Here is a 15,044-nt window from a genome sequence, read left to right on the forward strand (position 1 = left end):
TGAGCCAACAGCATAGTAAACACTGGATTATCCTGCCTTGGCGATCTCCGTTTCCAGCGCCTGTTCCAGTTCGGTCATCGCTCGGTGGAGCGCTTTCGCGCAGGCGTCGATTTGTCCGGGTGCCTGCTCTTGATGACAGGCGATTTCCAGAGCCTCGCACAATTCGATCAGCCCATTTGCCTGCACGATACGGGCGACACCTTTTATCTTGTGCGCCGTTTCGGCGAGCGCTTGGGAAGCGCCGGTACGGGCGGCTTGGAGCAGTTCCTGGCGGTCGGAACGGTTGCTGCTGAGCAGTTCCGCCAGCAGCCGCCGGACGGAGATCGGGTCGCCGCCGGTGAGCATGTGCAGGCTCCGGACATTGAACACGGCTGGGCGGCTCGCGGGCTTGATCGTGTTCATCCATTGGCTCAGGCTGCTCAAGTTGATCGGCTTGAACAGGCAGTCGTCCATTCCGGCCTCCTTGCAGCGCTGCTTCTCCTCGGGTTGCGCATTGGCGGTGAACCCGAGGATGGTGCAGCGCGGCTGTTGATGTTCGGCCTCGTACCGACGGATGGCCCTGGCAAGCTCGTAACCGTTCATGACGGGCATGTTGCAGTCGGCGATGATCAGGTCGAAATCACCCTCATGCCAAGCCTTGAGCCCTTGCGCGCCATCGTTGGCGAGGGAGTGGCGATGACCGAGGTATTCCAGTTGCTGCGTCATCAATAAACGATTGGCCGGGTGATCATCCACCACCAGGACGCTCAATCGGGCCGTGGCCGTTTCGACCGCAGGCTCAGCCGGGACGCCGATCGTCGTTTCGGGCAGGATGCTCGGCTCCAGGGTAAGCCGGACCTGGGTACCGACGCCCGGTTGGCTGTCCAGAGACAACTCACCGCCCATCATCTGGCACAACTGGCGGCTGATCACCAGCCCCAGCCCCGCGCCTTTGCGGGCCATCCGGCTGCTGTTGTCGGCCTGGGCAAACGGTTCGAACAGGCGCTGCATGTCCACCGGACTGATGCCAATGCCGCTGTCGCTGACTTCTATCTGCATCCGCAACGTATTTTCGTGAGCGGTTCGGGAAAGCCTGGCGCGGACCTTCACCTCGCCCTGCTCGGTAAATTTCAAGGCATTGCTGATCAGGTTCGAGATCACCTGCTTGAATCTCGACGGGTCTATCAGGACGTCGTGTTTGTCGTCGGCGGGATCTACTTGCAGCGACAACAGCAGATTCTTTTGCCGGGCCAGTCCCTCGAATACCCTGACCACCGAGCGCAGCAAGGCGCTGACATTCACTCGTTCGGGGGCCAGGGTCAGGTGGCCTGATTCGATGCGGGCAATGTCCAGGATATCGCCGATCAGCTCCAGCATGCCTGAGGCCGATTCGTACGCGACCGCTATGGTCGAACGGTCGACCTGTCCCTTGTCGGCATGCTTGAGGGCCAGTTCCAGCATGCCGATCACTGCGTTCATGGGCGTACGGATTTCATGGCTCATGGTCGCCAGGAAGGTGCTTTTCGCGCGATTGGCGGCGTCGGCCTGTTCCTTGGCGGCATGCAGTTCCTCGACAAGCTGGCGCCGTTCACTGATGTCGATCCAGCCACCGATGATGCCTTGTACGTGTCCCGCGGCGTTACGGTAGGGGAGGATCCAGTGATAGATCGTCAGCTTCCGAGCGCCAATCTGCAGTGGCCGGTCGGTGATCAAGGCGGTGCCCTCGGCCATGACACGTTGGTAATCCGCCCGATATTCCTGCGCTTCGAAAACATTGCTCATGGATACCGCCGCGACGTCCTTGCCGATCACTTCTTCGCGTGTTGCGTTGAACGATTCCAGGTAACTGTCGTTACAGCTTTGCAGAAACCCATGGCGGTCCCTCACGTAGATCGGATGGGGGGTGCCGTTGAGCAGGGCATGCATGAATTCAAGCTGGTCATTGAGCGCCAGTTCCGCCTTCTGGCGTTGCCTGATCTGCCGCTGCATATAGGCATTCCACGCCAGGGACAGCAGCAATAACAGGCCGGCGCCTGCGACAAACTGCAGGAATACCCGGTGATAGGTGCGCCAGGTAAGCTCCGCCGCCGAGATATGCCCTCGCCAGCGGTTGTTGATGACCCCCAGTTCGGCGGGTTCGATGCTGGTCAGGGTCTTGTCCAGGATCGAGCTCAACTCTGGTGAGTTCGTTGCGCTGGCCAACGAGAACAGGGCTTGTCGGGTGCCTACGGTGCTGCTGATCTGCAATGTGTCGCGCAGCGTGTGGGAAGACAGGAAATAATTGGCCATGACCAGCGAACTGACGCTGCCATTGGCCTCACCCTGGGCAAGCATGTCGACGGCCCGCAGGGAGTCGGCGGCCTCGACCAGTTGGATATGCGGATATTCGCTGCGTAGCCAGTCGATGATGGGATTGCCTGCGGCGATTGCCAGACGCTTGCCGGCGAGCTGGTCGAGGGTCGCGGGCGTGTCGGATTGTTTGCGGGTCAGCAGGACAAAGGCGCTGTCGAGGTAGGGACGGCTGAACTTCAAGGACTGTTGCCGTTCGCTGCTGGGCAGGAGCGCGGCAATCATGTCGGCCTCGCCTTTCACCACCGCGGAGATCATTTCGCCGTCAGTCTGGCGCCGCTGGATCTCCAGGCGCAGGCCGGTACGCAGCCTGATCAGTTCCAGCAGGTCGGCGCTGATACCGCGAAAATCACCGTCCGGATCGAAGAACGTAAACGGCGCGAACGTTTCGTTTACGGCCACGCGAACGACGGGATGCTTCGTCAGCCAACGTTGTTCGCGGTCAGTCAGTTGTATCCGCTGATCCGTGAGGTACAGGTCGCTGCCGGCACTCCAGCGTTTTGAGATCGCCGTCTGCTCCGCAATCGGGAGCTGGCTCAGCGTGGCGTTCAGGATTTCCAGCAGCAGGGCATTATCCCGGCGGACCGCGAAACTGAAACCGTAGGTTTCGTGTTTTCCGAAGCTGGCCATGCGGACGTTGCTCAGGTAGCCCTTGTTGATCAGATAGTGGGTAGAAACGGTGTCGCCGAGAAATACGTCGGCCTGGCCGAAGGCGACGGCATTGATGGCGTTCTGGTAAGAGGTGTAGGTGGTGATCTGCGTCTTGGGATAGAGTTTTCTGATTTCATCCAGGGGCAGGTAGTGATAGGCCATGCTCAGCCGCAGCCCTTCGAGATCTTCGGTCAGGGACGGGCTGTCGCTCGTCCGGGTAACAAGGACGGGCTGGTCTACTGCATAGGGTTTCGACAGGGCGATGCCCGGATTGCTGGCCTCGAAACCGTTGGCGCTGCCGAGCAAGTCGATTTGCCCGCTTTCGAGCGCGGCAATCGCTTCGCCACGGGAACTGAAGCGCAATACCTTCATGGGCAAACCGGTCGCCTGGGCGACGACACCCGCGTAATCGGCAGTCATGCCTTCATAATCGCGGCCACTGGTGGAAAGGTCGAACGGGGGATAATCCGGTGCGGATGTACCCAGGACCAGCTCCTGACGACCTTGCAGCCAGGCGCGATGGGGAGCGTCGAGTCTGATCTGCATGGGATCCGCCGTCGCCCGACTCAGCAGCGTATAACGCTCGGGCAACTGCGGGGCGGCCATGAGAGTCGCGACATAGAGTCCTGCGCACGACAGCAGAAGAAATTCGCGTAGACATCTGTACATGCTGTTATTTCTCAAACCAGTGCGTTGCGCTTGGCCATCTCGATCAGATCTACCAGGGACTTGACCTTGAGTTTCTGCATCAAGCGTTTTTTATACGTGCTGACGGTTTTATTGCTGAGAAACATGCCTTTGGCGATGTCTTTGTTGGTACGGCCCTGCGCGAAAAGTTGCAGCACCATCAATTCGCGATCGTTGACGCTTTTGAAAAGATCCAGCTCGATACTGCGCGGATCATCATGACGCAGGGGCGTCAACGCCTGGCTCGGGAAATAGTTATAGCCGGACAGTACGGCCTTAATTGCGCTGATCAATTCACTGAGGTCTTCCTGTTTACACACATAGCCGGAGGCACCAGATTGCATGCAGCGGATGCCAAACAGCGTCGGTGATTGCGCCGTCAGCACCAGCGTCTTGATCGGGGCGGTCATTGCGTTGAAACGTGAAAGAATTTCCAACCCATCAAGCTTGGGAATGCTGATGTCCAGTATGACCAGGTCCGGCATACATTCACGGACCATTTGCATCGCGTCGACGCCGTTGTCGGTTTCTCCTACAACTTTATAACCTTCATGCTCCAGCAGCATTCGAACGGCGAGGCGGATGACCGGATGATCGTCGACAATGAAAACGGAGTTCATGAATAAATCCCCTGCGAACTGAATAAAGCGCGCACCTTAGCCCAGTTAAGTCAGGGTCGTACGAGGAGACGGGGCTACATTTCCAGTTTCGGAAGTTTCCTACAAGAAAAGAGGAAAGGTACTACGAAGTATTTAGGTTATTGGTAGGCGAATGGAGTGGGACGAGCGCGTCTTATATTCTATTCAAGGCAAGATGTTTAACTTTTAATCAAGCGCGCATAGTCCGTCAGTAGCTTGTTTCGCTCATTTCGTAGAGATAGCGAGTTTGAGAAAAGTTTGTTTATCTGTTGTTGAGTGAGCCGCCGATAAAGGCGGCGCTTAGCTCATTGACGAGTGCGACCGGTCATTTCCTGTGCCATTTCGCTGGCATAGCTGTCGGTCATGCCGGCGATGAAATCGATCATTCGCAGGAACGCGCTGTGCAAGGGGCCGTCAGGGTCTGGCGCGTTGTTACCCAGCAGATCGAGGATGCGCCGATTCTTGAACGAGGGTGTACGGCCGCCGTGTTGTTCCAGGGCGGCACCACAGAACCCGTTGAGCAGAATTTCCAGCGTGGTGTAGGCACCGATTTCATGCAGGGTCTTGCGCTTGTCCTGGAATATCTTCTTGCGGGCCATGTCCTTGGCGTTCAAGACACAGCGTTTGGCCGGGCCATGCATGTGTTCCACCAGGTCTCCCTGCAGCGTGCCTGCCAGCAGTGCCTCCTGCTGCTCGACGAACGCCCGGGCGGCGGCGTTGGTCAGGTGTTCGATGGCCTTGCCGCGCAGGATCGCCAGTTTGCGCCGCCGGGAATCCAGCGGGCCAAGCTGACGATAAGTCTCCGGCAGGTCATCGCCGACCAGATCCAGCAGCAGCGATTCCACCTGCGGGTATTCCAGCAGCTCCATTTCCACGCCGTCTTCCAGGTCGATGAGCGCGTAGCAGATATCGTCGGCGGCCTCCATCAGGTAGACCAGCGGATGCCTTGCCCAGCGCTGGTCCTCGATTTGCGGCAGGCCGAGCTTGTGGGCAATCTGCTCGAGCAACGGCAGTTCGCTCTGATAGCAGCCGAACTTGTGCTTCTTGTAGCCCAAGGAGTCGGCGTGGCGGGCAGTCCAGGGATATTTCAGGTAAGTGCCAAGTGTCGCGTAGGTCAGCCGGGTGCCGCCGTCGAACTGATGGTATTCGAGCTGCGTGAGGACCCGGAATCCTTGGGCATTACCCTCGAAATTGAGAAAGTCATTGCGCTCGGCCTCGCTCATGGCATCCAGCCAGCCTCGTCCGGCCGCCTGTTGAAACCAGTAGCGGATGGCGTCTTCACCGGAGTGGCCGAACGGCGGGTTGCCGATGTCGTGGGCCAGGCAGGCCGATTGCACCACCATGCCCAGGTCGCTGGGTTCACACCAGTCTGGCAGGGCGCCGCGGATGGTTTCTCCCACGCGCATGCCCAGGGAGCGCCCGACGCAACTGACTTCAAGCGAATGGGTCAGGCGCGTGTGGATATGATCGTTGCTGGAGACCGGATGCACCTGGGTCTTGCGTCCGAGGCGACGGAATGCACCGGAAAAGATGATGCGGTCGTGGTCTTTATGGAAAGGGCTGCGGCCCAGTTCTTCCGGACTGTGCAGGGGTTTGCCCAGGCGTTCGCGAGTCAGCAGGGTGTGCCAATCCAAGGCCAGTTGCTCCGTTTGGTGAGTCGATGCCCTAGCTTCCCGGTTCGGGACGCGTCCTGCAAGGGCCGCAGGCATCGACCTGTTGTACCCGGGTGTTGCACGGACGGGTCAATCGGGCCGTTCCAATGGAAAGGCCCGTTCAGGGTCGGTCCGCGGACACGGCCGTCAGGGTTTGCGTACAGTCTTGGCCAGCTTGATCAGCGGCAGCAGCGCGGTGGCCAGCCGGATCAGTCGCGAGAAGCCACCTGAGCGTCCTGAGCGTCCGCTTCGGGTCCGCTTGCCGCCGAGGAAGCCGAGCAAGGACACGGCGGCCACGCCCCAGAGTGACGCATGCTTCAGGCCGAAGCCCTCATGCCAGCTTTGCGTAAAGCCGCGCACCCGTTGCAGCGGGTGCAGCAGTTGCCGGGTTTCCTGACGAATTTCCTGGCGGTGCATCTCCATGCGCAGGCGCACCAGCGCCTTGCGCATTTCCTGCCGGGTACGGGCTTGGGGAATATCGGGCCGACTCATGGCAACAGGCGCTCCCGGTCGTTGGCGAGTTCTTCGAGGGTGGCATGGAAAGGCGAGGACTCATCAAAAATCGCTGCCTTGAGCCGAAGCCCGCAAAACAACGCCGCTAGCAGATAAAACAGGCAGAGGCCGATGATCCCCGCCAGGCGATAGGTATCCCACACCAGAATCAGTACCAGTGCGGACAGCCCGACCAGCAGCAGCAAACCGAAAACCAGCGCGAGCCCGGCAAACAACAACAGGCTGACGGTGCGGGCCTTCTGCTCCTGCAATTCGATGCCGAACAGTTCGACATGACTGTGCAGCAAGCCGAGGAATGCCGCGCCCAGGCGCCGCGCGGTAGGCTTCGTGCCCGATTCGGGCGAGCCGGATTCGTCGATGCCCATCATTAGCGCCGTGTCGCCAGCAGTCCGATCAAAAAGCCCACGCCCGCAGCGATGCCGACCGATTGCCAAGGATTGGCCTGCACATATTCTTCGGTGGCAATCACTGCAGCCTGACCGCGCTCGCGTACCGAGTCTTCGGTCAGCTGGAGGGTTTCACGGGCGCGCAAAAGGGTTTCGTGGATCTGGCTGCGCAATTCGTCAGCCTGATCACCAGCCAGGGTCGCCGTGTGGTCCAGCAACCGTTCGGTGTCCTTGACCAGCGTCTGGAAGTCTTCCTTCAAGGTTTCTTGAGCAGTCTTTGCCTGGGTTCTGGCCATTGGTGCATCTCCGTAAGTGACGTCTGAAGCGTTCGAGTATGAGCCTTGCCGGAAGGTTCAGTGAAACTGCTGGTACAACTTTTGCTCTGGCATCCGCCATGTACTGGTGCGTCAGCATGCGCCGGTGCGCTGAAGCTGGGCAAAAGCCCGCAGAACCTTAACTCAAATAATCAAAACCCGCGAAGCACCACGCTGCGCAACGTCGTGACAGCGGTTTTCGCGCACCAAAGCGGCTCGCAGGGGAATGAGGCGTTTCAACTTGGTGCGTCCGCCGCTCGATTGAACCGCTTTGGTGCCTTTTCAACTTTCTCAGGTCTGCCAACACCATGGAAAATCTGCAAAGCGCCGTGGACAATCTGGTCCACAGCTCCAACACGCTGTTCATCCTGCTCGGTGCGGTCATGGTTCTGGCCATGCACGCCGGCTTCGCGTTCCTTGAAGTAGGCACCGTCCGACAAAAGAATCAGGTCAATGCGTTGTCGAAGATTCTCAGCGATTTCGCAGTGTCGACCTTGGCCTATTTCTTCATAGGCTACTGGATTTCCTACGGCGTGACTTTTTTGCAGCCGGCGGCGGTGCTCAGCGCTGACCACGGCTACAGCCTGGTGAAGTTTTTCTTCCTGCTGACCTTTGCCGCCGCGATCCCGGCCATTATTTCCGGAGGGATCGCCGAGCGTGCCCGGTTCGTACCGCAGTTGTGCGCCACGGTGCTGATAGTAGCGTTCATCTACCCGTTTTTCGAAGGCCTGGTCTGGAATGGCAACTACGGCCTGCAAGGCTGGCTGCAAGCCCGTTTCGGCGCCAGTTTCCATGACTTTGCCGGCTCCGTGGTCGTGCATGCCATGGGCGGCTGGCTGGCATTGGCCGCGGTACTGTTGCTCGGGCCGCGCAATGGTCGCTACCGGGACGGGCGCCTGGTGGCGTTCGCGCCTTCGAGCATCCCGTTCCTGGCGTTGGGCTCGTGGATTCTTATTGTCGGCTGGTTCGGTTTCAACGTTATGAGTGCCCAGACGTTGCCTGGAGTCAGTGGGTTGGTGGCGGTCAACTCGTTGATGGCAATGGTCGGCGGGACCGTGGCGGCTTTGATCATCGGGCGCAACGACCCCGGCTTCCTGCATAACGGCCCGTTGGCCGGGTTGGTGGCGGTCTGTGCCGGTTCCGACCTGATGCATCCGGTGGGGGCGCTGGCGACCGGAGCCATCGCGGGCGGGCTGTTTGTCTGGTGTTTCACCGCGGCCCAGGGCAAGTGGAAAATCGACGACGTGCTCGGGGTCTGGCCCCTTCATGGCCTGTGCGGCGTCTGGGGTGGCATTGCCTGCGGCATTTTCGGCCAGCAAGCCTTGGGTGGCCTGGGCGGCGTCAGCCTGGTCAGCCAACTGGTCGGCACTGCGTTGGGCGTCGTCATTGCCCTGGTTGGCGGGTTCGCGGTTTATGGTGCGATCAAGTTCGTGCTGGGCCTGCGGCTGACCCAGGAAGAGGAGTACTACGGCGCCGATCTGTCGATCCACAAGATCGGTGCCGTCAGTCAGGACTGAACACTGCGCTACGGTTCCTTGTCCTGATTGCCGGGATAGAACCCGTGCAGCAGGCCATAGCGTTCGTGACGAACCTGATCCACATGATGCCGGACCCGCTGCTCCGGCAGCCCGAGCATGACCAGCGCGTGAGAGGCGAGCATCAGGCTCGATTCAAGCAGTTCCGGGACCACTTCGGTCGCTCCGGCGGCCTGCAGTTCGGCCAGTTGGCTGTCGTCCCGAGTGCGCACCAGGATCGGTACCTGCGAGTTTACGCGTCGGGCTGCCCTGAGCACGGTCAGCGCGATGTCCGTCTTGTCGACCGCAATGACCAGCAGCCGGGCGCGGCTCAGTCCGACGGCGGCCAGCAGGTCTGCCCGGCGTGAGTCCCCGTAATGTACGCAACGCTCGTCGACCGTGGCTTCCTGAATGATCACCGGGTCGTCGTCGAGGGCGACAAAGGCCAGGCCTTCGCGGCGCAGGAACCGCCCGATGGATTGGCCCACCCGACCATACCCGCAGATCACCACATGACCCGACAAGCCTGCATTGAGTTCGCTGATCTGGTCCAGTTGTGCTTCCTGGTTGGGTTTGCGGTGCAGGCGCGCGGCAATCGCCGGCGCTGCACGCAGCAAAAGCGGGGTCAGCAGCATCGAGCAGAATGTCGCGGCCAACAGCAGGCCGCCGATGTCGGCGGGCATCAGGCGGTTCTGCTGCATCAATGCCATCAGGGCAAAACAGAACTCGCCACCTTGAGCCAGGGCCAGGCCGCTGCGCCACGCGGTTTCGCCGTCGCTGCCGCGCCACTTGACCAGTGCGGCGACCACGCAGCCCTTGATGATCATCAAGCCGAGGGTCAATCCGAGTATCTGCAGGCCATCGTCGATGAACAGTCGAAGGTCGATCAGCATGCCGATGCTGACGAAAAACAGCCCCAGCAGGATGTCGCGGAATGGACGTATATCGGCCTCGATCTGGTGCCGGTAATGGCTTTCTCCCAGCAGCATGCCGGCCAGGAATGCCCCCAGGGCCGGTGACAGGCCGAGCAGGTGCGTCAGCCATGCGGTGAGCAGTACGATCACCAGCGCCAGCAGCACGAACAGTTCGGCGGACCGGGACGCGGCTACTTCATGGAATAGCCGGGGCAGCAGCCAGCGGCTGGCAAGCAGCAGACCGCCGAACAGAAACAGAGTCTTGCCCAGGGTCAGGGGCAGCGCCCAGTACCAGGCGTACTCGCTGCTGCCGGCAAAGACCGGCACCAGGGTCAGCAGTAATACCGCAACGACATCCTGGAACAGCAGCACACCGATAGCGTTCTGGCCGTGACTACTGAAAATTTCCCCCAGGCTGGTCAGCTCCTTGCTGACTATGGCCGTGGACGACAGCGCCAGCCCGGCGCCCAGGAGCAGTGCCGCCAGCGCCGGGGCACCGCAGATCACCAGCACGCCCCCCAGCAGCACCCCCGAACACACCACCTGCAAACTGCCGAGGCCGAACACCACCCTGCGCAGTTCGAGCATCTTCGACAACGAGAATTCCAGCCCCAGCGAGAACAACAGGAAGACCACGCCGAGTTCGGCCAGATCCGGCAATTCCTCGCTGTCGTTTACCCAGTCCAGGGCTGTGGGGCCGACCGCCAGCCCGACGCAGAGGTAGCCGAGCACCGGTGGCAGGCGTAATCGCCTGAACAGGGCGATGACTACCAGGGACGAGGCTAGGATGATCAGCAGGTTGGCGAACAAGAGGAACTCCGTTTCAAGACGCTGACATCCAGCTTAGGAGAGAAAATACGTCGAGCATTGCCGAAAAGACATTTGGGCTCAATGATTTGCGTCAGTGTTTTACTGAAACATGGTGAGCCACGGTACGCCGCTCGACGGCCACGTGGAGCGAGCCTAGAATGATGGTCTATTTTTTCGGGTCTACCTGCCATGCCGCCTGAATGCCAGTTGTTCGGCACCCTGGGGTGCCACCTGTGTGAAGTTGCCGAGGGCGTGCTGATGCCTTTCGTCGAGCATGGCCTCTTGGTAGAACTGGTGGATATCGCCGAAAGCGAGGCCTTGTCCGAAGCCTATGGCTTGCGCATCCCCGTGCTCCGTCGGATCGATACAGGGGCGGAGCTGGACTGGCCCTTCGATGACCCTGATCGGGTTGCGGCGTTTCTACGTTGATACCTTCCATCGCCTTAGTCCATCCACCGCCATTGGCGAAATGACATTCTTCGGTTACTGTATGCCCATACAGCAATCCGGAGTGCGTCCCTTGGTCAATGTCGAACAATTGAAAAACAGCGTGAACAGGATGTCCGCGGACGTTGTGCGCGAGGCGGTCCTGGAGTTGCGCCTGGATGGTCTGGTAACCGAAGGCAAGACACCCTTCAACAAGCTGCATTTCAACACCTGTTTTGCCGAGATCGAAGCGTTGTTCCAGCGTGCCGGTTACCACAAGCAATTGGACGTGGTGGGTTACCAGGGGCTGTTGTATGCATTGTACGACCCGGGACGTTGGGAGGCAGTCGAGGTGCTGCGCTGGTTGAAGGAGTTCACCGAGGCAGCGGAAAAACCGACATCAGTTCGCGCATGAGCCAATAAGCACTGTGCCGGCTTGTGCGAGTGGCGGATAATACCGGCCCCGTAAACGCTCAAGAGTTTTTAATGTCCGGTTCATCATTTTCCGCCGCGCACCATCAGGCCAGCACACTGTACTTGCCGCCTGGCTCCTGGCAGACGGTGCTGGAATGTCTTTGCGAGCATTTCAGCACGATCAGCCGCGAGCAGTGGCTGGATCGGATTGTCCGGGGGCGGGTGTTGGACGGGGAGGGGCGGGCGATCGGTATTGACCTGCCCTATCGCGAAGGTATGCGGATCCACTATTTTCGCGAAGTACCCGATGAAAAACCGATCCCTGTGGTGGAGTCGATTCTCTACATCGACGAGCATCTGGTGGTGGCGGACAAACCGCATTTCCTGCCTGTCACGCCGGCGGGGGAATACGTGGAGCAGACATTGCTGCGCCGTTTGATCCGTCGCCTGGACAACCCCCATCTGGTGCCCTTGCACCGTATTGATCGGCACACGGCCGGGCTGGTCTTGTTCTCAGCCAATCCGCAGACGCGTTCGGCTTATCAATCGTTGTTTCCGACGCGGCGAATCGAAAAAAGTTATGAAGCCATTGCCCCCGCACTGCCCGGAGTGGCTTTTCCGTGTGTGCACAGAAGCCGGATGATCGACGGCGAGCCTTTTTTCCGGATGCAGGAGGGGCCAGGCGAGCCCAATACCGAGACGGCCATGGAAGTGCTTGAGAGGAACGGCGACCTGTGGCGGTACGGCCTGTATCCGGTTACCGGGAAAAAGCACCAGCTGCGGGTGCATATGAGTGCCTTGGGGGCTGGCATCTGCAACGATCCGTTTTATCCCGATGTGATTAGGGATGCCCAGGATGACTATGCCAACCCGCTCAAGCTGTTGGCCAAGAGATTAGGTTTCATCGATCCGATCACGGGTCAGGAGCGGGTCTTCAAGAGTGATATTGCCCTGCGCTGGTAGCCATCGCACTTTCCGCCAGGCATTAAAAAGCCCGCAATGCTTGCGGGCTTTTTTCTATCTGGCTGTAACGCTGAAGATCACAGGTCTTTAACGGTACGAACCTGGTCCTTGTTCACGCGAGTCTGCTTGCCGTCCAGTTGCTCGAATTCGTAGAAGCCGCTGTCTTCGTCGTATTTTGGCGTGTCGACGGCCTGGATTTCGCGACCGTCATTCAGGGTAATCACTGTTGGCGATGCACACCCGGCGAGAGTGGCGAGGCCCAGCGCGAGCATGAAAGTGGCGAGGGTCCGTTGAGTCATGGTGTTTCTCCGAAATGGATTCTTCAAGTTACTGACCGTAAGACGTATACATCGCATGTTAGTTCCTGGCTAGTGTCAATCTGACACGCCTGTATGCCGGGCCAGCAGTTCCGGCGTATTGAGATTGGCCAGCCGGGCATCGTTGGCCGGGCATTGCAAGGCGACGGCGTGTAGCGTGCGCATGATGCGGCCGGGACTGCGTTCGCCTTCGTCCCAGGCCCTTTCAAAGTCTGCTGCCAGGACCCGTGGGATGATGCATAACAACGGCTCCCAATGCTCCCCCTGACGCACCATCAACGGCTTGCCGGGATGGCGGCTTGCCGTTTCGCGCATGCTGTCGAGCAGGCTTGAGTCGATTTGCGGGACATCGCAAGGCAGTACCAGCACATACGCATGCCGCGCCACCTTGAGGCCCGCCCGGATGCCTGCCAGCGGCCCGGGAAAATCCCCTTCGGCGTCATGCACCAGCTGGTCGGCATACAATGCGTAGCGCTCCGGGTTGCGGTTGCAAGAGATGATCAGATCGTCGCTCAGGGCCCGGGTCCGCCGATGAAGGTGGGCAATCAACGGTTCGCCTTGCCATTCCAGCAGGCCTTTGTCCTGGCCTCCCATGCGTTGTCCGCGGCCACCCGCCAGGAGCAGGATCGAGCAGGCTGGCAAGGGATCGTTCGAGGTCATGATGTGTCTCCGCACAGGCGAAAAAATGGGCCGCTGTGATATAACACCGGGCTGTTTCCCCTACAACTGGACGAGCCTATGAAAGCCAAGGCTGATGTACCTTTCGTACCGCTCAATATCGCGGTGCTGACTGTCAGTGATACCCGTACTCTGGAAACCGACACGTCGGGACAGGTTTTTGTCGACCGCCTCACGGAGGCGGGGCATAACCTTGCGGCCCGGGTACTGCTTAAAGATGATCTGTACAAGATCCGCGCTCAAGTCGCCACCTGGATCGCCGACGACGTGGTGCAAGTGGTGTTGATCACCGGTGGCACCGGTTTCACCGGTCGCGACAGCACGCCCGAGGCCGTTACGTGCCTGTTGGACAAGCAGGTCGATGGTTTTGGTGAATTGTTCCGGCAGATATCCGTGGCGGACATTGGCACTTCTACCGTTCAGTCCCGGGCGCTGGCCGGCCTGGCCAACGGTACGTTGGTCTGTTGCTTGCCGGGTTCGACCAATGCGGTGCGTACCGGATGGGACGGGATCCTCGCCGAACAACTGGACGCGCGCCATCGGCCGTGTAATTTCGTCGCCCATCTGAAACAGGCTGCCCCTTGTGAATCCCGTGGGTAAACCGGGCAAGGCCGGCGCCCTGATGGCCGTCGAGGTCGCGCTGGAGCGGTTGCTCGAGATGGCGGCAGCCACGCCCATTACTCAGCATGAGCGCGTGCCGCTGTCCGAGGCGCAGGGGCGAGTATTGGCCGAGGACCTGGTCTCGACACTTGACCTGCCGCCCTGGCCCAACAGTGCGATGGACGGCTACGCCTTGCGCCTGAATGACTGGAGCGGCGAGGCTTTGGTCGTCAGTCAGCGGGTTTTCGCCGGGCAGGCTCCAGACGCTCTCGCCGCGGGTACCTGCGCGCGTATCTTCACGGGTGCGCCGGTCCCGCCGGGTGCCGATTGCGTCGAAATGCAGGAAAACGCCATTGTCGACGATGATCAGCGGGTAAGATTCACCCAGCCCATGGTCAGCGGACAGAACATTCGACCTCAAGGACAGGAAACAACCATCGGGGAGCGAGTCCTCGACGCCGGCACCCGCCTGGGTCCGATCGAGTTGGGTCTAGCGGCATCCCTGGGGTGCGCATCGCTGCCAGTGGTGCGCAAAGTACGCGTTGCGGTGCTGTCGACCGGTGACGAACTGGTGGAGCCTGGTCAGAACCTGGGTCCAGGCCAGATCTATAACAGCAATCGTGTCCTGCTCTGTAGCTGGTTGCAGCGCCTGGGTTGCGATGTTGTCGACGCAGGTATCCTGCCCGATGATTTGCCCGCTACGCGTCGCTGTCTGGCCGGGCTGTCGGATGTCGACCTGATCCTTTCCACCGGCGGCGTATCGGTGGGGGAGGCGGATTTTCTAGGCGTTGCATTGCGCGAAGAAGGCGAGTTGACGCTCTGGAAGCTCGCTATCAAGCCTGGAAAGCCGCTGACGTTCGGGCACTTCCGTGGCCTGCCGGTAATAGGCCTGCCGGGAAATCCCGCTTCTACGCTGGTGACCTTTGCACTGTTGGCTCGGCCTTACCTGCTGCGGCGCCAGGGCGTTCAGTCAGTGGCGCCCCTCAAGTTCAAGATACCTGCAGGCTTCACCTGGCCGAAGGCGGGCTCTCGCCGAGAGTATTTGCGAGGTCGCATTGAAGACGGTCAGGCGATCATCTACCGCAACCAGAGCTCCGGTGTCCTGCGCAGCGCCGCCTGGGCCGAGGGGTTGGTCGAAGTCCTCGAAGGGCGAACACTGGTCCAGGGTGATGAAGTGAGCTTCATTCCCTTGAGCGAAGTGCTGGATTAATCCTGGCAACGTTGTCCGCCCCGAGTGAG

Annotated in this window: 15 protein-coding genes; 6 read left to right on the top strand and 9 right to left on the bottom strand. The window is 60.1% G+C overall.

All coding sequences use genetic code 11. From position 1 onward, the window contains the following. Nucleotides 1-27: 27 nt before the first annotated feature. The 6 genes from J3P84_RS09020 to J3P84_RS09045 all read right to left on the bottom strand — a co-directional run bounded on the left by J3P84_RS09020 (nt 28) and on the right by J3P84_RS09045 (nt 7,151). Nucleotides 28-3,585, bottom strand: coding sequence for a transporter substrate-binding domain-containing protein (locus J3P84_RS09020; protein WP_434631227.1), 3,558 nt, complete (start codon nt 3,583-3,585; stop codon nt 28-30). 74 nt (nt 3,586-3,659) lie between these two features. Continuing rightward, on the bottom strand, nt 3,660-4,286 hold the full coding sequence (locus J3P84_RS09025) for a response regulator transcription factor (RefSeq protein ID WP_305499795.1): 627 nt from the start codon (nt 4,284-4,286) through the stop codon (nt 3,660-3,662). A 323-nt stretch (nt 4,287-4,609) separates the two neighbouring features. After that, the gene (locus J3P84_RS09030) at nt 4,610-5,938 is read right to left on the bottom strand and encodes a deoxyguanosinetriphosphate triphosphohydrolase (RefSeq protein WP_305499797.1); all 1,329 of its coding nucleotides are present in this window, start codon (nt 5,936-5,938) and stop codon (nt 4,610-4,612) included. Nucleotides 5,939-6,103: 165 nt separating this feature from the next. After that, nucleotides 6,104-6,448, bottom strand: a complete 345-nt coding sequence (locus tag J3P84_RS09035) for a hypothetical protein (RefSeq protein ID WP_434629485.1) — start codon at nt 6,446-6,448, stop codon at nt 6,104-6,106. Beyond that, nucleotides 6,445-6,834, bottom strand: a complete 390-nt coding sequence (locus J3P84_RS09040) for a phage holin family protein (protein ID WP_305499799.1) — start codon at nt 6,832-6,834, stop codon at nt 6,445-6,447. Before J3P84_RS09040 ends, J3P84_RS09035 begins: the two co-directional genes overlap by 4 nt. Nucleotides 6,835-6,836: 2 nt before the next feature. Then, on the bottom strand, nt 6,837-7,151 hold the full coding sequence (locus tag J3P84_RS09045; RefSeq protein ID WP_434572838.1) for a DUF883 family protein: 315 nt from the start codon (nt 7,149-7,151) through the stop codon (nt 6,837-6,839). A gap of 326 nt (nt 7,152-7,477) precedes the next feature. Between J3P84_RS09045 and J3P84_RS09050 the strand changes: the two genes are divergently transcribed. Next, entirely contained in the window at nt 7,478-8,686 is a 1,209-nt protein-coding gene (locus J3P84_RS09050; RefSeq protein ID WP_434629488.1) for an ammonium transporter, read from the top strand. Between the two features lie 8 nt (nt 8,687-8,694). Here the strand turns inward: J3P84_RS09050 and J3P84_RS09055 are convergent, their stop codons facing one another. Beyond that, nucleotides 8,695-10,407, bottom strand: a complete 1,713-nt coding sequence (locus J3P84_RS09055; RefSeq protein ID WP_434629491.1) for a cation:proton antiporter — start codon at nt 10,405-10,407, stop codon at nt 8,695-8,697. Between the two features lie 189 nt (nt 10,408-10,596). On the opposite strand from J3P84_RS09055, the gene J3P84_RS09060 reads away from it, so the two are divergent. The 3 genes from J3P84_RS09060 to J3P84_RS09070 all read left to right on the top strand — a co-directional run bounded on the left by J3P84_RS09060 (nt 10,597) and on the right by J3P84_RS09070 (nt 12,210). Continuing rightward, on the top strand, nt 10,597-10,836 hold the full coding sequence (locus J3P84_RS09060) for a glutaredoxin family protein (protein WP_434574141.1): 240 nt from the start codon (nt 10,597-10,599) through the stop codon (nt 10,834-10,836). 91 nt (nt 10,837-10,927) lie between these two features. Continuing rightward, nucleotides 10,928-11,248 (top strand): transcriptional regulator, encoded by a 321-nt coding sequence (locus J3P84_RS09065; RefSeq protein WP_434631229.1) that lies wholly within the window; start codon nt 10,928-10,930, stop codon nt 11,246-11,248. 71 nt (nt 11,249-11,319) lie between these two features. Beyond that, on the top strand, nt 11,320-12,210 hold the full coding sequence (locus tag J3P84_RS09070) for a pseudouridine synthase (RefSeq protein WP_434631232.1): 891 nt from the start codon (nt 11,320-11,322) through the stop codon (nt 12,208-12,210). Between the two features lie 77 nt (nt 12,211-12,287). Here the strand turns inward: J3P84_RS09070 and J3P84_RS09075 are convergent, their stop codons facing one another. Together J3P84_RS09075 and mobA are read right to left on the bottom strand one after the other, a co-directional pair. Then, entirely contained in the window at nt 12,288-12,509 is a 222-nt protein-coding gene (locus J3P84_RS09075) for a YgdI/YgdR family lipoprotein (protein WP_025212647.1), read from the bottom strand. Nucleotides 12,510-12,584: 75 nt separating this feature from the next. After that, nucleotides 12,585-13,187 (bottom strand): molybdenum cofactor guanylyltransferase MobA, encoded by a 603-nt coding sequence (gene mobA / locus J3P84_RS09080; protein WP_434629495.1) that lies wholly within the window; start codon nt 13,185-13,187, stop codon nt 12,585-12,587. 78 nt (nt 13,188-13,265) lie between these two features. Between mobA and moaB the strand changes: the two genes are divergently transcribed. After that, on the top strand, nt 13,266-13,805 hold the full coding sequence (gene moaB, locus J3P84_RS09085; RefSeq protein ID WP_434572850.1) for a molybdenum cofactor biosynthesis protein B: 540 nt from the start codon (nt 13,266-13,268) through the stop codon (nt 13,803-13,805). Between the two features lie 22 nt (nt 13,806-13,827). Further along, nucleotides 13,828-15,015 (top strand): molybdopterin molybdotransferase MoeA, encoded by a 1,188-nt coding sequence (locus tag J3P84_RS09090; protein WP_434631235.1) that lies wholly within the window; start codon nt 13,828-13,830, stop codon nt 15,013-15,015. Nucleotides 15,016-15,044: the final 29 nt, after the last annotated feature.

The organism is Pseudomonas sp. Z1-29, assembly GCF_051131995.1.
In the GTDB taxonomy this organism is placed as follows: Bacteria; Pseudomonadota; Gammaproteobacteria; order Pseudomonadales; family Pseudomonadaceae; genus Aquipseudomonas.